We start from the raw sequence: 25,727 nt of genomic DNA, 5'->3' as shown, positions 1-25,727 counted from the left end.
CTCCTAATTTTCAGGAGAGGTTGTTTTTGTTTTATTTGAATTAAGGAATGCTTCATTCGCCAAGACGATAAATCTAAACTATCGAAATATCAGATTCTTAATTATTTGGTTTCGTTATAAATCATATCTTTTTTAAAGAGCGTTGAGGCAATCGTCAGTAGGCCGACTATTATAAATAGTAAATCAAACCACCAACTCCAAGAAGTGACGTTAAATTTAAAAAAAGAAAGACTGGGGACTAACAAAAGAATCCCTGAATAAAAGGCAATTGATTTATAAAAATTGGGGTTAAAGTGGCGGCTTTGATGATCCGTGGGTCGACCTGTTGATGCGTTATTTGTCATAATGCTGACCTCCAAAAGTAAGTTATGCTACAAATCAATTGTGAGACAAACGATACGGTAATCTAGAATTTTCAAAATAAAAAAATAGCTATTAAATTGTTGAAGATATGCAAGATAATCGGTACGCTGATTTTTTTGTAATAAATAAAATTAATTGAAAAAATAACCGACATGATCATATAGGGGAATATTTCTAAAGAAAAAGTTTGAAGATGTGGTAGCGTAAAAATAAGTGTGTTGATAACAATCATTAGTATCAATGATTGCCATCTAATCTGCCTAGGATTGAGGTTTACCAACAATGATTTGTAAAAAAGGCCTCTAAAGATGAGTTCTTCTAAAATTGGTGCAATTACAAGACCAAAAGCTAACATAAAAGTCGGATTATGATTAAGCGCCGTTAAGTTTTCAGATTGGTTTTGCGTGCTTGAAAGAATACCGTGGGCGATTAAAGAAGAATTGCCCCACTGGAATAATAACAATAATAGTATCGAAACCGTAAAAACGACATAATTGGATTTACTTTTAACGAAGGCACCTTGCCAATAAGCAATTTTATTAACATATTTAAAAGTATAGCTAATAAACATAATTACAAGGACTAGTGTAATCAATGTTAATAATGAGGTTACTATCTTATTATTTAACGCCATTAACAGAATTTCTGGCATCAAAAGTAATTGATAAATAATAAAAAATCCAATGACTGTCCAGATGATTGAATAGTCTAGTTTTACTTTCATATAAAATTCGCCAACCTTATGCTTATTATGGGAGTCTGTCAAAACTAATACTAGTTGGCCTAATTCAACGGTCCAAAAGTAAAGTGGGTCGCAATTAAACCGTAACCTAGATTTAAATCCCGTAACCGTTTTTGATCAGTGTTTTTTAAAGTTTGTTCAATGAATTGATACAGACTGCGATTGGCAGCTGGGAGGCTCATGGGCACAATAAAGGTGTTGTGGCAGACCTGATAGAGATCAGCGCAGACTGTAACTTCATCAGTACCGGCCATCAATGCCTCGGCGCTTTTTAGGAGTGCTTGACGATACGCTGCCGGTTGATTCGATAATTCTTCTTGATAAGCACTGTCGATTAAAGCGAATAATTGATTGTTTTCCAATGATTAACACCACCTTTATTTAGTAGCCGTATCTAATATTTGAGAGCGCCTGTAGTTGGTTTAACTTTTCGGTTTGTTGTGCATTCAAAGTCATTTGATTGCTTCGAATCGTATTGGCAATTGAAATATTCATACGACTTAAAATAAAAGGCACCGCTGATTCTTGCTTGATTAATTCGTGTTCGTATTTATTAAGAACAACTAATAATGGCGCGTTTTGTGCGTCAGTCCCCAAGGCGTTTAATAGTGCCGCAATCAATTTAATTGCTTCCGCAGAACGGTCAGTACCGCCTGAAAACCATTTTAATAATCCCATTGCTTGATACTCCTTTTTAGTGATTAATCAGCTATCCGCCTGAAGTTTAACCGAATCCATCAGTCGCAAGTTTTTATCTGGAGATAACGTGCTAACGCCCACTGATTCCTATGCTTAGCGCTCAATATTTGATCTTTAGCTTAATCAGGATCACCGTGGTCACAATGATTAATGCATCTATCGTTTTAGGATACCAATGGTTGCCTTTAAGAAATACCAGAATAATACAGCCGATTAATACCGGAAAGGCGACAAATGGTAGCATTTTTTTGAGGGTTAGCATAATGAATTATCCTTTCATATAAAATAATGACTGCCAGCAATTTTTAGTGATTTAATAAAAGTAAATATTTTTCATATTGATTGGCTTGCGGCACTAGAAAAACAAAATACAGTTTATTGTGCTTGGCGTGCATCATTTCTGTAGGAATATTAAATAAAAGGTTGGTCGAAATCGTTTGCCCCTGAGCGAAATTTTGAATGTCTTTTTTCAATTCGGTAATATTTGAGCCATTACTGACTGTCGGCATATTCCCTAAGTAGGGACAATCAACCCACATATTATCGGTGAAGAAATCATTATTTTTTTTAAAGCCATAATTGCTGACACCGGTTTTGGTTAGTTGAACGGTGATCTTTGCCTGAAAATCATTGCCATGGGGGACTAACGCGTATTTTTCGATTTTAAAGTTAACGTTAGATGTATGAACCAGTTGGTTTTTCTGAATGATGATTTCTTGCTTAACACCGGCATTAGTGACGTGCTGATTGACCTGGATATATCTAAACATCATCAAAACACAAACAACGACGATAATCGGGATTAGAAACAAGCGGCGTTTAGCATTCATGAACGACACCTTCCTTTACTGAAAAACGTTTATTCGATACGCGTTTGACAAAGGATTGATCGTGAGATGCAATGATAAACGTTGTGCCTTGCTGATTAACGGATTGAATTAACTGGACTAAATCATCAATACTCGTTTCATCTAAGGCGTTAGTGGGTTCATCCAAAACAATCAAGGGGGTGTTTGCCTAAAAAGGCTTGGGCAATACCCAATTTTTGACGCATACCCAGCGAGAAGTTTTTAACTTTTTGTTTGGGAAAACGGTCTATTTTGAAAAAGGCTAACAGTTCATCAATCTCTTGTTCAGGGACTTCTGGTTCCAATTGGCGCAAAACTTCTAAATTATGATGAGCCGTAAAGTTTTCAATCAAACTAGGGTTCTCAATCATGATGCCGGCTTTAATGGGATAAGCATTTAATGGATCAACAATTTGATTATTGATGGTAATCTGACCCGAAGTTTTTATTAAGCCTAAGAGTGCTTCGAGAACCAACGTTTTTCCTGAGCCATTAATGCCCTCCAAGGTGGCAATACTTCCTTTGGAAATTTGAATGGCAACCTGATTGAGTAATTGGCGTTGCTTGACCTGTTTAGAAACATTTTTTAATTCAATGAATGGCATACAAGTTACTCCTTACTAACGATTAGTTAAGATCTTGGTGTCTGTAGATATGAATGTAGAGGCTGACGAGCAAACTGATAAGCAATAAAAAGATAAAAGTATCCTGTCTAAAGGTATGCGGCAGAATTCGGGATAGCATCGTGCTGTTGATGGGATTGTAGCGCCAATTCTTAAAAACAGTGATGATTAAAATCAGAACGGGGAGGGTAATACCGATTATCGGATGTATCAAATTAAGAATGGCCTGTAATAATAATAAAGAGGCGATACATAGTAATAAGGTGGTTAGAAAGGGTAGTGATAGTTTTGCCAAATGACCGGATATGCTGGTCATTTCTTTGGCGATTTGTATTTTTGAAGTAGCCATTAACGCCAGTACCGAAATGAATTCATATAATAAACTGATTAAAAGGATGAGCAGACAATGCGTTGAAGCGAGTTTAATTTTTGAAAATTGTAATCCCCATAATTGCTGACTGTGGTACTTTGTTAATTCTTGCAAAGCATTTAACAGAATCAGATGGGGCACTAATAAATAAAAAAACCAGAGTGGCGGGATACTGACGTGACCAGCACTAATTTCTGATGCGCTAACCCCGTAAAAGAAAAGGGTATTGAGATTAACCCGCGGATTATACCGATATTGGAGACCGGTCAGCGCCATAATCAGAATGAGCAGTAATAACCAAAAGAAAAATCGTTTACGAATAATTTGCCAAAAATACCGACTTTGATTCAGTAATAAAATCATAGGATATCCTTTCGCAATATGACATTTTCAATGATTACGCCGACCAAAACAATCATCCCGAATAACATTAGCATGTGAGCACTATACTGGCCGATAGGTTCTAAAAGGACAAAATCATAAATCAGAGTGGGATAGTGTGAGATGGCTAAATAAAATAGCAGCGTATTCGCCATAAAAAAGCCTAGAAAAGCAATTATTTTATTTTGAAATAAGGTAAATAGTAGTACGGCTAGGGCGGCTAATCCGATTAAATCGAATAAGATATTGATTGTGGCTATTAATACGAGCGGCAATAAGAAGATTAGCTTCAGCCTGATTAATAAAAGAATCGAGGCAAGTAACCATGAAGTACCGAGCATTGTCGAAATCAATATGATTTGAATCGATAATTGGAGCGTTACGATATGTCTGGTTCGAGCGATTAGAATATCTAGAGTCCGGTATTTAAGGACGGATAAGCCAACAATCACATTAATCGGGAACAAGGTTAGAAAGATGATATAGCGGTTGAATATCGTGCCCCATGCGACTTGAGGTTCGACGTTAGCGCCGGTAAAAAGACTTTCTTTCAATAAACCAATCAAAAAGGCAAGCCCCATACCGAGTAAGATGATTCTCTTTTGCGACAATAATAGTAAAGATTGTTGTCGAATCGTTTTACGCAACAATTTTCTTGAACCCTCCCCAATAAATCAATAGGCTACTAATAACGAACAAGGCAATTGAGCTGAGGCCTAAGACGGCGAGATTAATATTGGCAGAAGCCGATTCTCTTAAGAAATCCATTGGCGATAAACTAATCTGATTGGGTAACCGAATAAAGCTATTCAAAATAAAAAGAATGATTTGTAGAAATAAACTACTACAAAGGGCAACAAAATTATTTTTAATTAATAACGAGGCTGCAAAGGTAAATAGTGCAAATAAGCCACCCCACAAGCTGGTGACGACAATCGACAGCAGTGCGTGTATGAATGGATGCTGGTAGTATAGTGCGACCAATAGGGTGTTCCGACTAGTAATCAACAGATTATTATTAATGATATCGTCGGGTTTAACGTTCGGTAAAATTAAAAAGAGGCTTAGAAAATTGGCCAATAAAATGATGGCAATCGTAAGCGCTCCGGTTAAAAAAGCGGTCAACGCATATTGCTTCAAAATTGTCGGTAAAGCTTTTCTAATCGTTAATTGTTTGAAAAAATGGTTGTTGATGTCCTGACGTAGTAAAGTCGCGGCTGGAATACTGGCAATTAGTGGGATTAGAATAAATAAAGAAACCGATGTGAAGGAGAATGGATCGATGCTAATCCACTTCGTATAAGGGGATTCAGCAAAAATATTATCGCGAGTCATTGGATTTAAGAAGACTTGCGTCAGATGACAGATACTGATTAAAAAACCGATTGACAGTGCTAGTAGGATCATTTTCTTTGATAAACGTGCTTTAAAAAAGGCCATATTAATTTCTCCAATTCTATATCAGAAAGTTGCGGGTCGACGGACTAGGTAATTGACTGTTAGTGCCTAGGAATTTGCTCATTCCAATTATAAAATTGTGATTTATCGGAAGTATCGCCGTATTCATTACCATTCCAACTAGCTTTTTGGCCAATCGCAGATAGGTTGATGATTAAGGTTTCCTGATCTTTAGGGAAATTAAGACGGCCTTTAATCGCCGTACTTCTAATGAAATTGACCAACCGGTTGACGAGTGCTTCGGGATGTTTAGAATCGTCTATATTTTGGTAGACTTGACCAAGAACGTCTAATATATCTAATAACTCCGGAGATTGATCGTCACGGTTATTTAACAGTGAATATAATTCATGAATATCTGATTTAATTGAATCATAAACTGCTTTATTTTCTGATTGATTGAAAAACAAAAAAAGACCTCATTTCGTAAATTCGTATTATTATTTAAGTGAAGTGTAACCTAAGTGAGTGGCTTGTGGTTAAAGGCTTCTTGAATGCTAGCGAAACCATTCTTGAACGTGTAATTTATTAAACTAACTATTTATAATATTTTTTACTTTTCAAAAAATGTGCGACGTTTCTTTATCTGCTATACTGCTAGTGGGAGGGGGAGTAATGTGATTACAATCGATACAAAAGCATACATATTAAGATTTTTTGTCGATATTATTTTATTCTACTTACTATTTTTTGCGTTAAATAAACAAGGGACTAAAATGAGGCGGTTAGTATTAGCGCTGTTTTTTATACCAATCACATTTTTTGTCGGGTTATACACAAGTGTTTCGGATGTCATTCCGATAATAGCCAGCTATCTCTTGTTAAAAAGAAAAGGGGAAAAGGACTACTTTCTTTTAAGTAACCTGATATTATGTGAGCTAGTGATCGACAGTGTTAATATTTTAAGTTCAACCGTGATGGTTTCAGTTTTGTCTAAAGAGCATGTTATTGGCTTTTTGGAGATTTCGTTGCAAATTGGTTTAAAAATAATACTCCTTAGTCTTTTTATCTGGGGTTATAAAAAATATCGGATTCAGCGTTTATTTGAAAAGCTTAATGCAGAATGGCTGGCATTGTTACTAATGTACTTATTTCTGATAATCTCAATAGTGACCTACGCTGCGCATTATTATCAAGTTTTTGATCAGTTTGTCGTTGGGATTATTGTGTTTATCGTTATTCAAATGTTATTTGTCATTTTTTTGTTCAGCCGAGCACTCAAGCAACAAAAAACAAGGTTTGAGGAAAAAATGGTCGAGCAAGAGATGGTGCATTTGAAAAAATACACGACAACTTTAGAGCAACAGGAACAACAAATGATTAAATTTAAAAGCGACTATCAAAAACGATTATGTGATTTTAAAGAGGCCAGTAACACTGAACAGAACAGTCAATTAACCGAACAAATTCAAGCACTTGAATACTATTCAGACAAGTGCCTCTTGAAGGATAAATTTGATGACCAAGTGAAACAAGGAGGTGTTTGATTGTTAATCGACACAAAAGCGTACATTTTAAGATCATTTATTGATGACACTTTTTTTTACGTTTTATTTTTTTTAATCAGTCAACGGGGCACGAAAAAACGGCGGGCAGCATTTATCTCAATTTTTTTGATAATGACCTTTTTAGTTGAATTATATAGTGGCTTATCAGACATTATTCCAATTCTAGCCGGTTACTTTATTTTAAAAGTCAAAGGGAAAAAAGATTATGTCTTATTAAATGAGTTACTTTTAAGCATACTGATTCTTTACGACGTTACTATTTTTAGTTCGACGATTATGATGCAAATTCTGCCTAAAAAACAAATTGTTGGGTTTTCAGGCGTGTTTTTACAATTATTGATTGAAGTCGTTGTCATTAGTAGCATTCTTTTTTACTACAAACGAAAGAATCTGCATAGACTGATTGAAAAATATAGTTCCGAAGTGACCGCATTTTTGTTGGTGTATCTAGCATTAGTCACTATGCTGATTGCATATACCGCTCACTATTATGATGCCTATGATCAATTTGTCGTGGGGATTGTTGGGTTTGTTACTATCCAGACTTTATTTGTCACCTTTTTATTTACCCGAGCACTTAATCAACAAAAAGTAAGATATGAGGAAAAAATGGCCAAGCAAGAGATGGCTTATTTAAAAAAATACACGGCAACTTTAGAGCAACAGGAACAACAAATGATTAAATTTAAAAGCGACTATCAAAAACGATTATGTGATTTTAAAGAGGCCAGTAGCACTGAACAGAACAGTCACTTAACTGAACAAATTGAGGCACTTGAACATTACTCAGACGAGTACCTTATGAAAGATAAATTTGATGATCAGTTGAAATAGGGAGGATATTATTGTTAGTCGATACAAAGGCATTTATTCTAAAGGCGCTGATAGACGAGATATTATTTTATGTATTATTTTTTATGATTAATAAGCAAGGAACAAAAAAAAGACGATTAATATTAATCGTTGTTTTTTTGCCGATTACATTTTTTGCCGATTTATATAGCAACTTATCAGATATTATCCCAATTCTGGCAGGTTATATGATGTTAAAAACAAAAAAGAAAAAAGATTATCTACTTTTTAGTGAATTGCTACTTTGTGTATTAATCATCAATGGGGTCATTGTTTTCAGCTCAACTGTCATGCTGCAAATACTACCTAGAAATCAGGTGATTGGCTTTACTCAAATTTTTATACAATTACTGATTGAAATGCTGGTCATTAGTATTATTCTTTTTTATTATCAAAAAAAGAATCTGCATATATTAAGTGAAAGATATAGTTCTGAAGCGACTTCGTTTTTAATGATGTATTTATTCCTGGTCATGTTGTTGATTACATACGCCGCTCATTATTACAATGCCTATGATCATTTTGTGATTGGGATTGATGTTTTCTTGATTATTCAAACCCTATTTGTTATCTTCCTATTTACGCGAGTCCTCAATCAACAAAAAGAAAAATATGAAACACAAATCGCTAAAAAAGAACTCGATCATTTAAAGGCGTATACGGAAGTTTTAGAAAAAAATCAACAACAAATTGCTAAATTTAGACACGATTATAAAAACCTGTTATTGAGTTTTAAGGAAGCGAGTAGCACCGGCCAAAACGCTAAGTTGACCGAACAAATTGAAACACTTGAAGACTATTCGAATCAAAGTCTGCCGCAAGATGAGTTTGATTACAAAGCGCTCTATAATGTCCAAAATAGTTTTATCAAAAGTCTCTTAATTGCGAAGCTCCATCGAGCAAAGGGATTGAAAATTCAATGTCATTTTGAATGTCAAAAACCAATCGATACGTTGCCAATGCCGATTTTTGACGGTGTCCGAATGCTGGGAATTCTATTGGATAATGCGCTAGAAGCCGCTGCCGAAAGTCGGGATAAAGTGATTGATATTATGATTTATCAAGATGACTCGCAAATTGAATTTCTAATTAAGAATACTTATGAAGATGCCAGTCTGGCACTTGATCAGTTACAACAAAAGGGCCACTCAACTAAAGCGGGCCATTCAGGACTTGGCCTGAATACGGTTCAGGAATTCAAACAAAAATACACTAATCTATTCGTTCAATATCAACGATTAGGTTTAGTATTCTCAACCCAAGTTATCTTAATGAAAGATTGAAGGCGAACAGATGTCCTATCCCATTATTCTTTGCGAAGACCAAATTGTGCAATTGAATCAATTAGAAACCATTATTCAGAACTATATCCTTTTTCATACAGATTTATTTAAAATCCAATTAAAAACGCAGAGCCCATTGGAAGTCCTTAAATATCTAGAAAAATTTAATCCGAAACAGGGGACTTATTTCTTAGATATTGATTTGGCGAGCTCACTGGATGGCATCGACTTGGCTGAACGGATTCGAGCAAGTGATGTCCAGGCCAAGATTATCTTTGTGACCACCCACGATGAAATGATGCCGTTGACGCTACGACGGCGGGTTGAAGCACTGGGGTTTGTGACCAAGGATCAACCACTAGATGATTATCGAGCTGAAATTGTTGAATTGTTAACATTGGCGCAACAGCGAATTGATGCGACTAGAGAGAGTCAATCACAGGCCTTTACGTTTTCGATTGGTTCTCAAACTTTTTCAATTGATAAACAGGAGATTGAGCTAATCGAACCGTCAGACTTACCGCATCGGGTGCTGTTGAATACCAAGAATGGGCATTACGAATTCTACGGTAATTTAAATGAACTAGGGGAGAAATATCCCTATTTATTTAGAATCAATCGGAATTGTCTAGTGAATCTGAACAACATGACAGAGATTGATTTTAAGTCACGTGAGATTCATTTTGGCGCTGAGTTATCAAGACAGTTTTCGATTGGCAAGGCTAAAAAGATTAAGGCACAGTTAAAGCTGTAGTTGGTGACTACGTTGTGCTAGAGCATATAAAAAATAAAAAGCCCACAAATTGTGGGCTTTTTACATGGTGTCAATTATGACACGTCAGATTTCGTTGTAAATTCCAGATAACAATGCTATTACTGATAACCATTAATAAAAGCAACCAGTAAATAAGTCCGGTATATTCTTGAGTAGAAAAGGCCGGTAGGAATAACAGAATGACTAATAAGGCATTGGTGATTTGAGCGGTAATTAAGGTGATTCGTTTAGGGATTAAAGGCACTACTGACACACTCCTAAATATAATTTAAAGTATTGTTCAATTATACTTTAACAATGATTATTTGATTGCGGTTCAAGTCTTCCTGCACCATATTAAAAATCTTCTTGAACTTGATAATTTGTAGGTTTTACCATTCATGAAGTTTTTGGGTAGGGTTCAGGAATGGTTTTACTAGCGGGTTGCAAAATATGGCATATTGGATTTATCAAAAAAGGAGTTGGAATCATCAAAAATTTAGAACAAATCAAGCCGACACAATATCTTAGCGGGTTAGCAATTACGATCTTAGGTTATTTTATAAGTTTGCTGAATTTAAACTTTAGCGATTTTAATCTATCGATATTAATCACCTTAGCGTGTGCAGTGATGGGGGTATTTATCATTTTTGGTTCAAAAAAATTGAAAATATTATTGGCCCCAATGTCTGGTCATAAAGGATTAATATTAGTCACTTCAATTAGTATTACCTTTTTGATTACCGTTATTGTAGGGCTATTAATCACCATTTTTACTAAAAATAGCTATTTTGGTTCGAATGGTAATGTTGTACTTTTAAAGTCGTTACACCACGGTGATGAGCTAGCACTGTTTCTGTTATTGGCAGTGGCTGCAATTATTTTTGAAGAACTATTGATGGCCAACATCATATTACCATTACAAATCTATTTGAAACGATTTCGGGCCCATTGGTTAATCGCTAATTTGGTTGGTTGTATCGTGTTCAGCTTGCTCCATTTACAGGTCTATAACTATCATATTTGGCCGTGTATCATGGTTGGATTCAGTCGATACGGTTTTTCAGTCGCTTGGCGGCAGTCAAATTCACTAAGAGGCGGGATATACGCGCATCTATTGTATGACGGCTTATTATTAGGCGTCAATTTGCTCCCCTGATAGGCTGTAAAATAGTTGGTGTCAAAAAGGACTACAATTATGCAACATTAAGTTGCTGATAATCGTGGCCCTTTTTAGGTGTTTATTTAATGTTTCTTGCGGTGCAATTCACGTCGACTTGGTAGGTCACTGACGCTTTGCGTGGGTGTTGTTTCGGGTTCGGCCGGTTGCGTCGTGGTTGGTGTTGGTTGTTCAACGGGTGGTTCAGGTTGGACTGGTGTGGGTGTTTCGTCAACGGGCTGGTTGGCAGCGACCGTTGGTGGTGCGGGTGCGTCAGTGATCGTAATCGGCTCGGGTGTTACTTCCGTTTCAATCGGGGCTTTTGAATCAGTTTGGACAAAGATTGTCACGTTTTTGTGATTATCAATCGTTGCTTTGGCTTCGGTCACCACTTGGAGTTGGGTTTCGACTGTTTGGGCAATAAAGCCGGCTTCCAATTGGAAATCGGGTTCATCGAAATCGTTGAGGCGATCAGTTACGATTTGACCGGTTAGTGTAAAGAAGTAAGTTTCTTTTTTATGTTTGGTTAATGTTAATTGACCGAAGTTAATCTGTGCGAAAAATGTGCATAAGTCGTCAACCGAGGCGAGCGGGAATTGGGTTGCGAGTTGTTTACCGGCCCAATAACTGATTTCCGAATTTTCGTTGCCCAGAATTGCGGGTAATAGGACGTCGCGTAAGGTGGCTTGGTTTAAATAAGCAGCTGGTTGGTCGTTGTGCGTTAGTTGTGAATAAAGTGAATGAGTCACGGTGGCACTCCTTTAAGGAACAATTTTTTAATAAGTTATGGTCATTATACCGCGAAATGCAATTATTTTTTAGTATTTAAAGGCTAGTCGGTTGAATTTTAATGAAAAAAAAGAGAAAATAGAGTTTACGAATGAATTCTGAGATGAAAAGAGATTTGCGGCATGAAAAAACAACCGATTGGTTTTATGGATTCAGGGGTTGGCGGGCTGACTGTGTTAAAAGAAGCCAAGCGCCAACTCCCCAATGAAGATCTCATTTTTATTGGCGACCAAGCGCGCCTACCATATGGTGAAAAGCCTGCAGAAATCGTTAAAGGTTTTGCTTGGCAGATGACCAACTTTTTAGTGCGCCATGAAATCAAGGCATTGGTCGTAGCTTGCAATACAGCGACGGCTGCGGCTTTGCCCGATTTACAAGCGCAATTAGCCATTCCAGTGATTGGTGTGATTGCGCCGGGCAGTCAGTTGGCTAGTACGGTCACCAAGAATCAACAAGTGGGCGTGATTGCGACGACCGGTACGATTCAAAGCGGAGCTTATTCGCAACAGTTAAAAGCGCTAGTGCCAGAAATAATAGTCAACGGGTTGGCCGTTCCTGATTTTGTGATGATGATTGAAGCCAATCAGCGTTACGGGGCTGCGGTCCAACAAAAGGTTAATCAGTTATTGGCACCGTTAAAGACGCGTCAAATTGATACGTTAATCTTGGGTTGTACCCATTTTCCATTATTAGCAACGGCGATCCAAACGGCAGTCGGTCCAGATGTGACGTTAGTCGACCCAGCGAAAGCGGCGGTTGCCGATTTAGTGCAGGTGCTGACGGACAGACAAGCATTGGCCGACACGCAACAAGCTGGTCGACTTCAAACATTTACGACGGGGCAAGTCACCGATTTCACACCGATTGCCCGTCAATGGTTGGACTTACCTGATTTAAACGCCCAACAAGCCACAATTCAAGGAGAAAAAAATGATGGTCCGAACTGATAATCGAGCAGTCAATGATGTCCGACCGCTGCAAGTGCAGTGGCGTTATTTAACGCAACAACCGGCTTCTGTTTTATGGCAACGGGGAATTACTAAAATAATGGTTGCTGCTTATTGGCAAACTAAGGCTGCCGGTTTAGTGGTCACGGGGACAGGCCTGACTGCTGGCCAAATAGACTGGTTACAAGCGGCGCTATTACCGTTAGTCTCTGCGGAGGCTTTGACGCAACAACAATTAGTGGTCACTATCACAACTTTAGAAAACGATGGCGGTCAATTGGCTGAAGCCTTTAATGCCACGCTTGGTGCCTTACGATTGTTACCAGATGCGTTGATGGACCAACAAGTGCCGTGTGCGGTCAGTGTTGGCGTGACGGCGGATCAAACGACACTGGTTGATTTAACCTTAGCCGAAGAAGAAATTGCCATCAGTCAAATGACGATGGTCGCCACAGCGCAGGAACAAGTTGGCGCGTTGACGTTAAGTGGACAACCTGTGGATAGCAGTCTGTTTAATGAATTAATTCTACGCGCGAGTCAAGGTTGTACGCGGACGACCGCCCAATTCCAAGCTAGTTTTCAACAAGCCGTTCAACCGGTTATGGCAGCGGGCACGCCGGATGTCGGGACGATTGTGATTGCGACTAAGAATCCAGGGAAAGCGCGCGAATTCGAAGCGGTCTTTGCAAAGGATGGGCTCAAGGTTAAAACTTTGTTGGATTATCCTGAATTACCCGAGATTGATGAAACCGGTCAGACTTTTGAAGCCAATGCGCGCTTAAAAGCCGATCAAATCGCCGCCATTTTGAAATTGCCAGTGCTGGCGGATGATTCTGGCTTAATGGTCGATGCCCTTGATGGTCGGCCCGGGATTTATTCGGCCCGCTTTGCCGGTGACCATAACGATGCGGGCAATAATGCGAAGTTATTGTTTGAATTAACCGGTGTCCCAACTGAGAAACGGACCGCCACGTTCCATTCAACTTTGGTCTTTGCTAAACCGGATCGACCGAACGAAGATTTGGTTGTTAAAGGCAATGTTGTCGGGCGAATACTTGGGATTCCCCGGGGCGATAATGGCTTTGGTTATGACCCGTTGTTTTACGTTCCTGAATTAGACGCCAGTATGGCGGAATTATCGTTAGCTCAAAAAAATCAAGTCAGTCATCGGGCGCGGGCCATTGCGAATTTGGAACCCGTTTGGCGCGATTGGTTAGCAGATTAATTAAAGGAGGCTTTTTGATGCGTTTAGTAGTCGTTAGTGATAGTCATGGTGATCGGGATATTTTGGTGCAGCTACAAGCCCATTATCAAGGCCAAGACGTGACCTTTTTACATTGTGGCGATTCAGAATTAAGACAAGATGATGCGGTCTTCGAACGGATGGCCGGTGTTGAAGGTAATATGGATTGGCACGATCAGTTTCCGGATAAAGTGATGTTATCAATTGAACAACAACGGATTCTAATGACGCATGGCCATTTATATGGCGTTAATTTCGGCTTAACCAACTTATTATTGGCGGGTCAAGCCGAAGACGCTAATCTGATTTTTTACGGCCACACGCATCAATTAGCGTGCGCTACCCATGAAGGTATTTTGATATTAAACCCGGGGAGCATTTCGCAGCCACGCGGTCAATTCCAGAAAATCGGCGGGACATACGCCGTGGTTGACGTTTCCGCGCAAGCGTATCAAGTGCAATATTATAACCGCGACTTTGAAGCGGTCGAACGTCTAAAATTTAAATTTAACCGTTAAAGGTAAAGACTATCCAAAGATTATAGCAAATGGATAGTCTTTTTTTGATTCAGTTTGATACAATAACAAGGTAAAGTGGTCCAATGGAGGTTAGTGATGATAGCAGATGCATTTCAAAATTTATTATTAGAAAACAAAGAACATTTCTTGATTCCCGGTGAAGTGGTTGCCAGCGTTCAAGAAAACAATTCACTAGAACACGCGTTTATTCTATTAACGACGGTTAAATATTCGAGTATTCCGGTGCTCGATAATCATTCGAAGTTCAAAGGGATGTTGACGATGCCGCTGATTACCGAAACGATGTTGGGACTCGATCATCTGAGTTTTGATAATCTACGCAAAATGACCGTCAAAGACGTCATGCAAACCGACGTCGTAACGATTAAAGATCCCTACGATATCGAAGAAACTTTGCACCTATTAGTCGATCACCCGTATTTACCGGTTATCTCAGACGAAGGCGACTTCACCGGCATCGTCACCCGCCGCGAAATGATGAAAAGTTTTAATCGGGTGGCTCACAATATCGAAAAAGAATACAAAATAGAAGAGCGCTAACTCGAGCGGTTAATCTTCGAGCATAACCTAAAAATGCCAATTATGGTTGAACTTAACCATGGTTGGCATTTTGTAGTTAGGCGGAGAAGATTGCTCGAGAAGCGCGTTTAAAAGAAGAGCTCTGATTCGAGTTGGTCAGGCTTCGAGGATTAACCTAAGGATACGGATTATGGTCGGGTTTAACCATAATTTGTATCCTGTAGTTAACCGGAGAAGGCTACTCGAGAAGCGCGTTTAAAGCGCTGAGTGCGTTGGGTTGCGGTCAGCAACTGAGCATTAATAAAAAATGCTAATTATAATCGAATCCGCTAAAAAAGGTCTATTAGCTGTCTCATGTGAGACTAACTAATAGACCTTTTTTTATGGCATGTTAGATAATGTGTTTCCCAGTCAGCGCTCACTTCAAGTAACGTTTACGTAGTTTGACCGAGATAAATTCTAAGCAGGCGGTGACGGCTAAGCAGAGGTAGATAATGACGCCGATTTCGTGGAAGTCGAAGTAGAAGCTGCTGGCCGTGAAGAGTTGGTAACCAATCCCACCGGCACCGGCTGCTGCGCCGACCGCAATCGCGTTGGTAAAGTTAATCTCGAAACGAATGAAGGTCCAAGATAACAACATCGGTAAGCTACTTGGCAAGACCGCTTGGAAGACGATTTGCCACCAGTTGGCACCAGTCGCCTTCAAGGCTTCGATGGCTTCTGGATTGAGATCTTCAAAACTTTCAGCGTAGGCTTTCGTCAGATAGGCGATGCTGTGAAAGCTCAAGCCAATCACAGCGGCGTCTGCGCCAAGGCCAATTACGATGGAAAAAATGAGCACCCACAGAATGGTAGGAATGGCGCGAATCATTGCCATCACGGTTTTAATCAGGAGGCCAATTTTGCGATTTGCGAGGTTGCTCGCGGCGAAGAGGGCGATAAAGAAGGAAACAATTGCGCCTAACAGCGTAGTTAACGTCGCCAAAGCGGCACTAGTAGCGAGTGCACTCAACAGTGAACCAAAGCTATCAGTCCCCGATAATCCCGGTTGGAGAAAAATCAATTGCGCGTTTTTGAAAAAGGCGATAGTCGCCGGCCAGAAATGGACGTTCGCGGATGAAATCGTGGCTAATTGATAGACGGTTACCAGGCCAAGGACTGCAAAGGTGGCGGTCATCGTTTTCTGACGACGATTCCATAGATGGACGCGAATTGGGGGCTTTTTGGCGGTATTGGTCAGGTCAGTGATCGGTTCAATCATCGGATTAACCTCCTAATTTGATTGGCTAATAATTCGAGACAAACGACGGCGACAATAATCGTTACGGTGGTCATGCCGGCTAAGTCGAACCGGAAACTTTTGTAATACAGATCGAATAAGAAACCAATCCCAGTCCCGGTTAGAATCCCAACTAAGGTCGCATCGCGGATGTTATTTTCAATCATGTATAACAACCAACTGAGTAATGGCGCTGAAATACTGGGGATAATCCCGCGTAAGACGACTTGTAAATAACTAGCGCCGGTTGTACTGAGTGCTTCGTAAATCGCGGTGGCATCGGATTCAATCAGTTCCATGAACGAACGGGTCAGATAACCAAATGAACCGAAGAAAAGGGCTAGAAAACCGGTGAAGTCACTTTGTTTAAACGAGAGCAATAAGATCATCGCCCAAGCGACCAATGGAATATTGCGACAAATCGATGCGATGACCCGCGCTAACAATTGGGTCGCACGATTCAGACCGGTGGTGCTCGAACCGACAATCGCTAACGCCAGCGCGAGAATTGCCGCAATGACGGTCGCGGTGATTGATAAGATGATGGTTTGTCCGAGTTTGGTCAGAATCAAAGGTAAGAAGGCCATCGAGCGGGTGGTTGGCATAAAGTTGGTGGCTAACCAAGCAAAGGCCGCTGGAATCGCTTGAAAGGAGTTTAACAGATGATAATCGACTAAGGTTGCCGCCCCGTAATATAAGGCGCTAAAGAAGAGCAAGCCGAATAAAAAACGACTGCGGCGCCGGTGAAAGAAGGTTTGAACGGTCATGAGTGTTGGACCTCCCGCTTACCTTGATAAAGTTGTTCCAAAGCATCGTCGGATAATTGATCCGGGGTGCCTTCGAAAACCACTTGGCCTTGATTAATCCCTAAAATCCGATCAGCGTATTCACGGGCGGCGTCAACTTGGTGCAGGTTGACGATGCAGGTGATGTGGCGTTGTTTGGCCAGAAAGTGGAGGTAATCCATGACGACTTTCGCCGATTTCGGATCGAGTGAAGCAATCGGTTCGTCACACAAGAGGATTTTGGGGTCTTGCATTAAGGCCCGGGCAATCCCGACCCGTTGCATTTGACCGCCACTGAGTTCATCGCAACGGTGATACATAAAATCGGCTAAACCGACTTGGGTTAATAAATCAACGGCGGTTTCTTTTTCGGCGGTCGTGTAACGGCCGAGAATTCCGGCTAGAGTGGATTGATACCCTAGGCGACCGTGTAAGACGTTTTCGAGGACGGTTAGATGGCCCACTAAATTAGCATTTTGAAAAATCATCCCAATCTGTCGGCGAATATGACGTAATTGTGATTTAGAAGCGTGGCGAATATCTTGGTCGGCTAGGGTGATTTCACCAGAATCATCGGTGATTAATTGGTTGATACTTCTGAGAATGGTGGATTTACCGGCACCCGATGGCCCGATAATCACTAGGAATTCGCCAGCTTGGGCGTCAAAAGAAACGTCGGTTAGGGCTTGTTGTCCCGTCGCAAAAGTTTTATTGAGATGTTTAACGGATAGCATAATGGACCGCCTTTCAAATTTAGTTATCTTGAACGAGTTGGTGCGTTGGTTTGTACCAGTCATCAGTGACTTTCAATAATTTGGTTTTAGTCGATTCTTTTTTCCAGATAGCGGGGACTTTAGCGTTAACTGGCGATAGAATCTTCGTATTCGCCGTCATTTCTTTGCTGGTAAAGGCGGCCGTGATTTTCTTTTGATCAGCAGCACTCAAGACTTTCGTGTTAGCGACAAAGGGCCCATTTTGGACGGGGTTAACGGCAATCGAAACACTTTCAAGACCGCGAACATCGGTGAACGGTGCTGTGGCGTTGGCTTTGACCTTGAAGGTTGAACCGACTTTAGACCAGCTGCCTTGTTCGACATCGATGTAAGCACTCGTATCGATATCATCGAAGACGGCGACATCGGCATCGCCTTTAAAGAGGTTGACGGCCGAACCTTGGTGCGAATTACCGAATAAAACGGATTTGAAGAAATGGCCGCTTTGCGATAATTCATCGGTCGATTTGAGTTTGAATTGTTGTTTGATGGTCGCGACCGGAATCATGTAACCTGATGTGGAGCTGACGGAGACAAACGAAATTTTTTTGCCTTTAATATTGTCAATTGAATACTGGCCGTCCTTTTGATAATCAGCGGCCTTGTCTTTCGGCACCATGAAATACGAACGGTAACTAGCATCTTTGAGCGTGCCAGATGCGCCAGAGAGGGCGACTAAGGGTTGAACGGCCTTGTTGCGGTTATTAGCTTGGACATAGCCTTCAGGTCCCATAAAAGCGAGTTGGGCTTTGCCAGAAGTAATCGCTTCGATGGCGACGTTATAATCGGTCGTCGTTTGAATTTTGACTTTTTTGCCGGTTGCTTTTTCGATTTGGTGTTGAATTTCGGCCCGTGAGGCGTTGAAATTCTTAGCGGATTCGTTCGGATAGAAAACCATGGTTAACGTTTTTTGACTCGTCGATTGGGCGTTTTGCTTGGCACAACCGATTAAACCGGCTGAAATCGCCAATAGACAAAATAGGCTGGTTAGAATTGTTTTCTTTTTCACGAGATGAAACTCCTTAGTGGGTTAATTTTTGGGTGCTTTCAATTGCGGCTAATAATGCTGAAATTTCAGGTTGATCGACGACGCCAATCGTGCCGATCCGAAACGAAGGTGCGACGGTTGTTTTACCGGGATAAATTACGAACTGTCGGTCTTTTAATGCTTGGTAGAAACGGTTGAAATCAAAATCGGGATTCGGGGTTTTAAACGTAGTAATAATCGGTGATTGCACCGCAGTCGGCAACAACGCTTGGTAACCAAGGGCTTGCATGCCATTAACCAGTTGACGTTGATTGGCAGTGTAACGTTGGTAACGTTGCGCCACGCCACCTTCAGCGATTAGTTCACTTAAGGCTTGATCGAACGCCAAGACGGTATGGGTTGGGGAAGTGAAGCGCCATTTACCGGGATGCATTTTGAAACTCATGTGTTGGTCATAAAGGTCGAGCGATAGAGAGGTCGACCGACCTTGGCAAGTTTCGAGAATCGCACAATTGGCCATCACGAAGGCGAATCCGGGCACCCCTTGAATACATTTATTGGCGCTACTGATTAGAAAATCAATTTTTAAATCAAGTAAGTTGATGGGGATGCCGCCGAAACTACTCATTGCATCGACAATCGTGATAATCCCACGGTCTTTCACTTGGGGTAGAATCGTTTCAATCGGATTTAAAATGCCGGTCGTTGTCTCACAATGAATCATTGCAAAATGGGTGACTTCGGGGTGTTGGTCTAAAAAGGCGGTGACTAATGCCGCGGTGACGGGTTTTGTTTCAGGGACGATTAAATCGACGTGGTTAATTTGGAGTCGATCGGCCATCTCCGCAATGCGAGCACCGTAAGCGCCGTTGCTAGCGACCATCAGGCAGGCGTCTTTTGATTGTTTGGGTAAGAGGGTATTCAAGACGGCTTCGACGCCGTAACTGCCACTACCTTGCAATAAAACGGCTGAGTAATCGGGCGCACTCACACCGGCTAAGGTTAAGAGTTGGCTGCGAATCCGTTCGGTAATCGCCAGATAATCGCTATCCCAAGTGCTGAGATCGACTTGCATGGCGGCTTTGACGGTGTCGGAGGTGCTCAGTGGTCCGGGCGTTAATAGTAAGTAAGGTTGTGGCATTTTATTGGACCTCCCGAACGGCTGTGTTTTGGTAGCTGGCAATCAGTGGTGCTAATTCGCTGAGATTGAGAATCACAGCGTCTGCGCCGTTAGCTAATAAGGTTTGTTTGGCTTGGTCGAGTAAGACGGTTCGTTGGTCAGGGGATAAGGCCGCTAATTCGTCTACCGAAAGGCCAACTAAACTACTACTTTCGAGTACGCCGACCGTAATGACACCGGCATTTTGACCTTCAAGCATGTCAACGACGGTATCGCCGACTTTAATGACTGATTGCGGATCGGGCAGTTGCAAGGTTTGGCGAATGTGGTTAATCATGGCGGGACTAGGCCGGCCTTGTGCGACATCTTCTTTAGAGCACATTAAGTCTGGTTGGTAACCTAATTTAGCCGCTTGTTGTGCGACTAAGGTTAACATCGGCCGTGTGTAACCGGTGGTCGTCGCTATTTGAATGTGTTGTTGGCGTAAATTAGCCTGCGTTTCTAAAACGAAGGGGGTTAATTGGGTTTGTTCTGAGAGGCGTTTCAATAAAGCCGTTTCGAAATCGTTGAAGAGGGTTTGTTGATCCTCAATTGTCGGCAAACGGTGGTAACGTGTTTGCCAAGCGGTTTGGATGGCTGGTTGTTGGCAGAGTTGCGCGATGTGTTCGTGTTTTTCAATCCCCATATCTTGGCGAATCGCGGCACTACTAACCGGGATACCCGCTTTTTCAAACGCTGCTTGGAAAGCCATGACGGGATCTAGGCTACCGAAATCGACAGTCGTTCCGGCCCAATCGAATATGACGCATTTAATCTGTGACATTGAATGATCTCCTTTTAAGTCAGTCTCATCGAACAATTTCTAGTATGCAATAGCATTGTAAAAACCGTGGGTAATTTGCGTAAAGCTTTTGTAATGTTATTGAAAATACTAGTTAAGGGCATCAAAAAAGACCAATCCGTTATGAACGAATTGGTCTTTGGGGCTGTTATTACCGTTTGTCAGAATTACCGTGAATGCCAGCACCTAAGCCCGATCAAAGTAAATCGTTGCGATCGCGCCTACGATAATCATTACTAAGATTAACAAAATGATTCCGATGAGTGACAATATTGTTAAGCCGATGGGCCATGCAGGTGCGACGCCAGTTTCAGCGAGAATCCAGATGGCCGCTAATACGACGCCTAAGACGCCTGCATAAACGTGTTCCGCATAATGCGCTAATAAGTAGTGCATGAGCTTAGCGACGATGATGGTCCCGATTAAGGCCCCAATCATGAATGGTAACAATAACAAGACACTTTGACCGGCTTGTTGTGCTTGCGCCCACCGTCCGGTCACGAGGTACACCAGTAGATCGAGCAATTGACTGACCGCGTGGTAAACGGTCCCGTATTGTTTAATAATCATCAACATGATAGAACCTGAAATACCGGGAATCAGCATTAATGATACGGAGAAGAAACCGGCGAAGAGTAAGGTGCCAAAATCGGCGAGTGAACTTAATTGGCGAATCGCGATGTCGGATTCACTTTGATGACCACCGATTTTAGTCAGGAGCAACATAATTAGTGCCGCACCGATTAGAATCGCAATTTTTGAAAAATTGAAACCGTGAATTTTGCGCCAGATGAATGGTAGGCTGCCAATCACGAGACCGATAAAGAAACTATAAGCGGCCAGTGGATAAGCGGTGCATAACCATAAAACAATCTTGGTCGATAATAAAATCCCGATGCCGGCACCGATGCCGATTGGGCCTAAGAAGATGATTGCCTTGTGCCAATCCTTTTTGAATTGGGCAATGGCGGCTAGTAATGGTTCATAGAGACCGACGATCACGGCGAAGATACTACCAGATAAACCAGGAATGACGAGGGCGACGCCGATTAGCGCGCCTTTAATTAGATTAATGATGGGCATAAGTGTTGCTCCTTTTTTTGAGTGTTAGTTCGTTAGTGTTAGCGGACTAGCAGGCAAAGTAACACCGGCTGCTTGCAAAGCTTCGAGGTACGCTTGTAAAAAGAGACGTTGAATCGTTGTTTGCGATCCGTTGAGGGTGTGCATGACCACTTGATAGGTTAAGAGCCCGTTTTTCAAAGTGGTGACGCCCAGATTGGTGGGACCATCCTTGATTTCGGGATGTTCGGGGACTAAACGCTCGTTGACTGTTTGCATCACCTCAACGAGTTGTTGTAAATCAGTTTCGGGCGTAATTCGAATTTCGATTAACACGCGCATGTTGTAACGGGAGAGATTGCTGACAATCGAAATGTTGCGGTTAGGGATAAAATTTAAGGTACCGTCTAAACTTTGGACTTGCGTGGTTCGCAAGCCAATCGCAGTCACGGTGCCTTCGACCAAACCGATTTTAACAATATCACCGACATCGAATTGTTGTTCGGCTAAGATGAAGAAGCCGGTCACGATATCGTTGACGAAGCCTTGGGCCCCCAAGCCAATCGCTAAACTGAAAATCCCGGCCCCGGCAATTAACGTACCAACGGGAACGCCAAGAACGCTGAGTAGCGCATACAGATAAAAGAAAATCAGTAAGTAGGAAAATGCGTTAATCGTCAACGTGAAAATAGTGTTCATCCGGTTACTGGCCAAATTATCTGATTGGCGGTATTTACGAAAAGTCCGGCGAATCGCAAATTTACCAATCCGGTTAATTAAATAAAATAAAACCGATAAGAAGATAATTTGTAAAAGCCCGGTGACAAAAGTGCTTAACAGATGATCCCAATCGATACTGGTCATGTAGCGAATCAGAATATTCGATTGCCGTTGAACAGCGGCTACCGGTGTCGCAGTTAATAAATAGATGGGCATTTTGTGCAGACTCCTTTATTGAACATAGTTCTAGTTTAGCAAATGTTTTAAAATAATGACATCAAAATAAGGTCGATAATTGAAGGTTGTTTTAATTAATGCTATTCTATAGATTGAGAACCGAGATAATAGATGACAAAAATAGGAGGAACAAATCAATGACGGGTGGTCAAATTGCTGCGTTAATCGCAGCAGGGGCTTTTGCAGTTTTAGTTGTTTTTCTCATTGTGATGTTATTAAAAATCACAAAGGTCCTGACGCAGGTAACGCAAACTGTGGCAGAAGCCAATAAAAGTGTCACAGTTATTACTGAAGACGTGGATATATTAGCAAAAGAAGTTGAAGGCTTATTAAACAAAGCCAATGTATTGTTAGATGATGTGAACGGCAAAGTGGCTAACTTAGATCCTGTTTTTAAAGCGGCCGGTGATTTAGGCGAAAGTGTCGCAGATTTAAACGCGGCTAGTCGGAATTTAACCACGAAGGTCTCTAGCGTGGGCAAGACCGCTGCTAAAGCGACCATGGCTTCTAAAATTAGTGCGAGCGCGTTAAAGTTTTATCAAAATAAAAAACAAACAACGGATAAGGAGTCATAATTATGGCAAAAAAAGGACATTTTCTATTAGGTGTTTTAGTAGGTGGCGCAGCAGCCATTGGTGCAACATTATTGTTAACGCCCAAGACTGGCAAGGAATTACAAGCTAAGTTAGCCGATTTAGGTGACGACTTAGCCGACCGTGCCCAAGATTACTATTATTTAATGAGTGAGACTGCCGAAGATTTAAAAAACGGGGCCAAGGTTCACGTAAACCGCGCGCAAGATTACGCAAATGACTGGCAAGATAATGCCATCGACATTAAGGAACAAGCCAAAGCGCATTTCGATGAAAAAACGGCTGATTTAAAATCACAATTTGGGAGTAGTTTAGACCCAACTAAAGATGATTTTGATGACATCGTAATCGACGGTAAGAGTGCTTTTGGACAGGCCAAAGATGATTTAGTGGAAACTGCTGAAACAGTGGCAGAAGAAGCAACTCAACCAGCTGAAGCAACCGAAACAGTTGAACCAACAGATAAATAAGCGATATGTTAAAAAGCCGAATCAAATTTTGATTAGGCTTTTTTTGCTGTCTAGCCTAAAAAATAGCGAATCATGACTAAAAATCAGTCATAATTCGCTATTTTAGGCTAATGCTCAGAACCTACCATGAGGTCCAAGCACTCTAGTCAGCACTCCTCCCAAAACGTGCTTCTTGAGCAGACTTTTCCGCCTAACTACAAAATATCCCAGATGGTTAAAAAGCAACCATCCGGGATATTTTTAGGTTATGCTCAAAGTTTAAGCGCTCAAGTCAGCACTCTAGTCGAAACGTGCTTCTCAAGTAGTCTTTTCCGGTTAACTACAAAACAGGCATCATGAGCAAAAAACCGCTCATAATGCCTGTTTTTAGGTTAATCCTCAAAGCCTAACCAACTTGAGTCAGCGCTCTTTCAAAACGTGCATGGGCTCACAGGTTCCTGCGCCTAGCTACAAATAGCGAATCATGACTAAAAATCAGTCATAATTCGCTATTTTAGGCTAATGCTCAGAACCTACCGTGAGGCCCAAGCACTCTTAGAATGTTTGTAGTTCTTTTGTCATGTGGGTGAATGATTCTGAGCCTGTTTCTGTGACGTGGATGCAGTCTTCAATTCGGACGCCAGCGACACCTGGGATGTAGATACCAGGTTCAACTGAGAAGCACATGCCAGGTTTGATCAGCATGTCGTTGCCTTCCATGATTGATGGGAATTCATGTTCTGAAGTCCCAATCCCGTGGCCTAAACGGTGAATGAAGTATTCGCCGTAGCCGGCTTTGGCAATCACGTCACGGGCAATTTTATCCAATTGAGCGGCTGTGACGCCGGGTTTAATCGCTGCTTGGGCGGTTAAGTTGGCCTCAAGACAAACCTTATGGATTTCCAATGATTTTGCATCTGGTTTGCCAAAAGCGACAGTCCGAGAAGCGTCACTCATGTAACCTTTATGCAATGTCCCAAGATCGAATAAGACGAGGGCGTCAGGGGTTAAGATGTTGGCTTCAGGGCCACCATGTGGGTTAGCGGCGTTAATGCCTGATTGAACGATGGTGTCAAAACTCATGTGCATGACGCCTTTACGCATCATCGCATATTCGATTTCAGCAACAATGTCTTGTTCCGTTCTACCAGCTTTTAAGGCGTTAAAGCCGACTTCAAAAGCATAATCGGCTTCACGGCCGGCTGCTTCCATTAAAGCAATTTCTGCCGGCGTTTTAATTAATTTTAAGTTTTCTAAGAAGCGTGAGGCGTTGCCAGGGAAAGTGGCATCTGGGAATTGGCCTAAAATCGCTTCATAGCGTTGAACGGGTAGGTCATCTTTTTCAAGTGCCCAACGAGTGGGATTTGCCACGCGTTTTTTAATTTGGTCGGCAATGATGGCGTATGGGTCTTCATGATCGAGATAACCATAGACGTCCATGGTCCAACCCGCTTTTTTAGCGGATTCAACTTCAAGTTGTGGTGTAAATAGGAATGGGTCTTTGTCCGCGAATACGAATAACGCTAAAACACGTTCGGCCGGGTCGCTTTCAAAACCTGTGAAATAGAGGATGTCGGTCGGATTACTGATGTAAGCGACATCTAAGTTCTGTTCGACAACCCAATTTTGTAATTGAGCTAATTGATTGTTCATCTAAAGCACGTCCTTTACAATTGATAAAATTAGTATATCACAGTTAATGTAAACGGTAATGTAAACGTCAAATGAAAACAAAAATGTAAATTTCATGAAAAAAGTTGTTAACCGCTTGCATTTGCTTTAAAACTTTGTTAAGTTAGTCAAGAA

Annotated in this window: 30 protein-coding genes and 1 pseudogene; 11 read left to right on the top strand and 20 right to left on the bottom strand. The window is 41.2% G+C overall.

What is annotated here, in order from left to right:
- Positions 1-101 precede the first annotated feature (101 nt).
- The 10 genes and pseudogenes from ACVPPQ_RS02385 to ACVPPQ_RS02340 all read right to left on the bottom strand — a co-directional run bounded on the left by ACVPPQ_RS02385 (position 102) and on the right by ACVPPQ_RS02340 (position 5,894).
- Positions 102-344, bottom strand: coding sequence for a hypothetical protein (locus ACVPPQ_RS02385; protein WP_463495457.1), 243 nt, complete (start codon positions 342-344; stop codon positions 102-104).
- 71 nt (positions 345-415) lie between these two features.
- Positions 416-1,087 (bottom strand): lysostaphin resistance A-like protein, encoded by a 672-nt coding sequence (locus tag ACVPPQ_RS02380; RefSeq protein WP_463495455.1) that lies wholly within the window; start codon positions 1,085-1,087, stop codon positions 416-418.
- Between the two features lie 59 nt (positions 1,088-1,146).
- Complete coding sequence (locus tag ACVPPQ_RS02375; protein ID WP_463495454.1) at positions 1,147-1,467, bottom strand: bacteriocin immunity family protein; 321 nt, start codon at positions 1,465-1,467, stop codon at positions 1,147-1,149.
- Positions 1,468-1,486: 19 nt separating this feature from the next.
- Complete coding sequence (locus ACVPPQ_RS02370; RefSeq protein ID WP_463495452.1) at positions 1,487-1,783, bottom strand: bacteriocin immunity family protein; 297 nt, start codon at positions 1,781-1,783, stop codon at positions 1,487-1,489.
- Positions 1,784-2,109: 326 nt separating this feature from the next.
- Positions 2,110-2,634: a hypothetical protein gene (locus ACVPPQ_RS02365; protein WP_463495451.1), complete on the bottom strand. Its 525-nt coding sequence runs from the start codon at positions 2,632-2,634 to the stop codon at positions 2,110-2,112.
- Positions 2,624-3,257 (bottom strand): annotated as a pseudogene (locus tag ACVPPQ_RS02360) (ATP-binding cassette domain-containing protein). The gene ACVPPQ_RS02365 and the pseudogene ACVPPQ_RS02360 overlap by 11 nt, the downstream one beginning before the upstream one ends.
- 22 nt (positions 3,258-3,279) lie before the next feature.
- Entirely contained in the window at positions 3,280-4,008 is a 729-nt protein-coding gene (locus tag ACVPPQ_RS02355) for a hypothetical protein (protein ID WP_463495449.1), read from the bottom strand.
- A complete protein-coding gene (locus ACVPPQ_RS02350) occupies positions 4,005-4,676 on the bottom strand; it encodes a hypothetical protein (protein ID WP_463495447.1) in 672 nt (223 codons plus the stop codon). Before ACVPPQ_RS02350 ends, ACVPPQ_RS02355 begins: the two co-directional genes overlap by 4 nt.
- Positions 4,666-5,466 carry a hypothetical protein gene (locus ACVPPQ_RS02345; protein ID WP_463495445.1) on the bottom strand — a complete coding sequence of 267 codons (801 nt, stop codon included), beginning with the start codon at positions 5,464-5,466 and terminating at the stop codon, positions 4,666-4,668. The genes ACVPPQ_RS02350 and ACVPPQ_RS02345 overlap by 11 nt, the downstream gene beginning before the upstream one ends.
- A 59-nt stretch (positions 5,467-5,525) precedes the next feature.
- Positions 5,526-5,894: a bacteriocin immunity protein gene (locus ACVPPQ_RS02340; protein WP_463495444.1), complete on the bottom strand. Its 369-nt coding sequence runs from the start codon at positions 5,892-5,894 to the stop codon at positions 5,526-5,528.
- 207 nt (positions 5,895-6,101) lie between these two features.
- On the opposite strand from ACVPPQ_RS02340, the gene ACVPPQ_RS02335 reads away from it, so the two are divergent.
- The 5 genes from ACVPPQ_RS02335 (at position 6,102) to ACVPPQ_RS02315 (ending at position 11,040) form a co-directional block, all read left to right on the top strand.
- Positions 6,102-6,971, top strand: a complete 870-nt coding sequence (locus ACVPPQ_RS02335) for an ATP-binding protein (RefSeq protein ID WP_463495442.1) — start codon at positions 6,102-6,104, stop codon at positions 6,969-6,971.
- Entirely contained in the window at positions 6,972-7,826 is an 855-nt protein-coding gene (locus ACVPPQ_RS02330) for a hypothetical protein (RefSeq protein ID WP_463495440.1), read from the top strand.
- Between the two features lie 209 nt (positions 7,827-8,035).
- On the top strand, positions 8,036-9,127 hold the full coding sequence (locus ACVPPQ_RS02325) for a sensor histidine kinase (RefSeq protein WP_463495438.1): 1,092 nt from the start codon (positions 8,036-8,038) through the stop codon (positions 9,125-9,127).
- Between the two features lie 10 nt (positions 9,128-9,137).
- Positions 9,138-9,881, top strand: coding sequence for a response regulator transcription factor (locus ACVPPQ_RS02320; protein ID WP_463495436.1), 744 nt, complete (start codon positions 9,138-9,140; stop codon positions 9,879-9,881).
- Positions 9,882-10,512: 631 nt separating this feature from the next.
- The gene (locus tag ACVPPQ_RS02315; RefSeq protein ID WP_463495434.1) at positions 10,513-11,040 is read left to right on the top strand and encodes a CPBP family glutamic-type intramembrane protease; all 528 of its coding nucleotides are present in this window, start codon (positions 10,513-10,515) and stop codon (positions 11,038-11,040) included.
- 86 nt (positions 11,041-11,126) lie between these two features.
- Here ACVPPQ_RS02315 and ACVPPQ_RS02310 read toward each other — a convergent pair whose 3' ends face one another.
- Positions 11,127-11,789 carry a YslB family protein gene (locus tag ACVPPQ_RS02310; RefSeq protein ID WP_463495432.1) on the bottom strand — a complete coding sequence of 221 codons (663 nt, stop codon included), beginning with the start codon at positions 11,787-11,789 and terminating at the stop codon, positions 11,127-11,129.
- 162 nt (positions 11,790-11,951) lie between these two features.
- Here ACVPPQ_RS02310 and murI point away from each other — a divergent pair, with 162 nt between their 5' ends.
- The 4 genes from murI to cbpB all read left to right on the top strand — a co-directional run bounded on the left by murI (position 11,952) and on the right by cbpB (position 15,098).
- Positions 11,952-12,776 carry a glutamate racemase gene (murI, locus tag ACVPPQ_RS02305; RefSeq protein WP_463495431.1) on the top strand — a complete coding sequence of 275 codons (825 nt, stop codon included), beginning with the start codon at positions 11,952-11,954 and terminating at the stop codon, positions 12,774-12,776.
- Positions 12,763-14,001, top strand: a complete 1,239-nt coding sequence (locus tag ACVPPQ_RS02300) for an XTP/dITP diphosphatase (RefSeq protein ID WP_463495429.1) — start codon at positions 12,763-12,765, stop codon at positions 13,999-14,001. The genes murI and ACVPPQ_RS02300 overlap by 14 nt, the downstream gene beginning before the upstream one ends.
- A 17-nt stretch (positions 14,002-14,018) precedes the next feature.
- Positions 14,019-14,537, top strand: coding sequence for a YfcE family phosphodiesterase (locus ACVPPQ_RS02295; RefSeq protein WP_463495427.1), 519 nt, complete (start codon positions 14,019-14,021; stop codon positions 14,535-14,537).
- Positions 14,538-14,633: 96 nt separating this feature from the next.
- A complete protein-coding gene (gene cbpB / locus ACVPPQ_RS02290; RefSeq protein ID WP_463495425.1) occupies positions 14,634-15,098 on the top strand; it encodes a cyclic-di-AMP-binding protein CbpB in 465 nt (154 codons plus the stop codon).
- A gap of 397 nt (positions 15,099-15,495) precedes the next feature.
- On the opposite strand, the gene ACVPPQ_RS02285 is transcribed toward cbpB, so the two are convergent.
- The 8 genes from ACVPPQ_RS02285 to ACVPPQ_RS02250 all read right to left on the bottom strand — a co-directional run bounded on the left by ACVPPQ_RS02285 (position 15,496) and on the right by ACVPPQ_RS02250 (position 22,858).
- Complete coding sequence (locus ACVPPQ_RS02285) at positions 15,496-16,338, bottom strand: PhnE/PtxC family ABC transporter permease (RefSeq protein WP_463495423.1); 843 nt, start codon at positions 16,336-16,338, stop codon at positions 15,496-15,498.
- Complete coding sequence (locus tag ACVPPQ_RS02280; RefSeq protein WP_463495421.1) at positions 16,335-17,123, bottom strand: ABC transporter permease subunit; 789 nt, start codon at positions 17,121-17,123, stop codon at positions 16,335-16,337. The genes ACVPPQ_RS02285 and ACVPPQ_RS02280 overlap by 4 nt, the downstream gene beginning before the upstream one ends.
- Positions 17,120-17,875 (bottom strand): phosphonate ABC transporter ATP-binding protein, encoded by a 756-nt coding sequence (gene phnC, locus ACVPPQ_RS02275; protein ID WP_056950260.1) that lies wholly within the window; start codon positions 17,873-17,875, stop codon positions 17,120-17,122. Before phnC ends, ACVPPQ_RS02280 begins: the two co-directional genes overlap by 4 nt.
- Positions 17,876-17,894: 19 nt before the next feature.
- Positions 17,895-18,923, bottom strand: a complete 1,029-nt coding sequence (locus ACVPPQ_RS02270) for a phosphate/phosphite/phosphonate ABC transporter substrate-binding protein (RefSeq protein ID WP_463495419.1) — start codon at positions 18,921-18,923, stop codon at positions 17,895-17,897.
- A 13-nt stretch (positions 18,924-18,936) separates the two neighbouring features.
- On the bottom strand, positions 18,937-20,043 hold the full coding sequence (gene phnW / locus ACVPPQ_RS02265; RefSeq protein ID WP_463495417.1) for a 2-aminoethylphosphonate--pyruvate transaminase: 1,107 nt from the start codon (positions 20,041-20,043) through the stop codon (positions 18,937-18,939).
- A gap of 1 nt (position 20,044) precedes the next feature.
- Positions 20,045-20,845 carry a phosphonoacetaldehyde hydrolase gene (gene phnX, locus ACVPPQ_RS02260; RefSeq protein ID WP_463495415.1) on the bottom strand — a complete coding sequence of 267 codons (801 nt, stop codon included), beginning with the start codon at positions 20,843-20,845 and terminating at the stop codon, positions 20,045-20,047.
- 204 nt (positions 20,846-21,049) lie between these two features.
- Positions 21,050-21,940, bottom strand: coding sequence for a DUF368 domain-containing protein (locus ACVPPQ_RS02255; protein ID WP_463496320.1), 891 nt, complete (start codon positions 21,938-21,940; stop codon positions 21,050-21,052).
- Positions 21,941-21,970: 30 nt separating this feature from the next.
- Positions 21,971-22,858 (bottom strand): mechanosensitive ion channel family protein, encoded by an 888-nt coding sequence (locus tag ACVPPQ_RS02250; RefSeq protein ID WP_463495413.1) that lies wholly within the window; start codon positions 22,856-22,858, stop codon positions 21,971-21,973.
- A gap of 158 nt (positions 22,859-23,016) precedes the next feature.
- Here ACVPPQ_RS02250 and ACVPPQ_RS02245 point away from each other — a divergent pair, with 158 nt between their 5' ends.
- On the top strand, positions 23,017-23,454 hold the full coding sequence (locus ACVPPQ_RS02245) for a DUF948 domain-containing protein (protein ID WP_025083465.1): 438 nt from the start codon (positions 23,017-23,019) through the stop codon (positions 23,452-23,454).
- 2 nt (positions 23,455-23,456) lie between these two features.
- On the top strand, positions 23,457-23,942 hold the full coding sequence (locus tag ACVPPQ_RS02240; protein ID WP_025083466.1) for a YtxH domain-containing protein: 486 nt from the start codon (positions 23,457-23,459) through the stop codon (positions 23,940-23,942).
- A gap of 534 nt (positions 23,943-24,476) precedes the next feature.
- Here the strand turns inward: ACVPPQ_RS02240 and ACVPPQ_RS02235 are convergent.
- Entirely contained in the window at positions 24,477-25,574 is a 1,098-nt protein-coding gene (locus tag ACVPPQ_RS02235; RefSeq protein WP_463495410.1) for a M24 family metallopeptidase, read from the bottom strand.
- Positions 25,575-25,727: the final 153 nt, after the last annotated feature.

The organism is Latilactobacillus parafuchuensis, from assembly GCF_055271665.1.
Note: the sequence above shows the minus strand (reverse complement) of the source record. Positions and strands in the feature narration are given on the sequence as shown.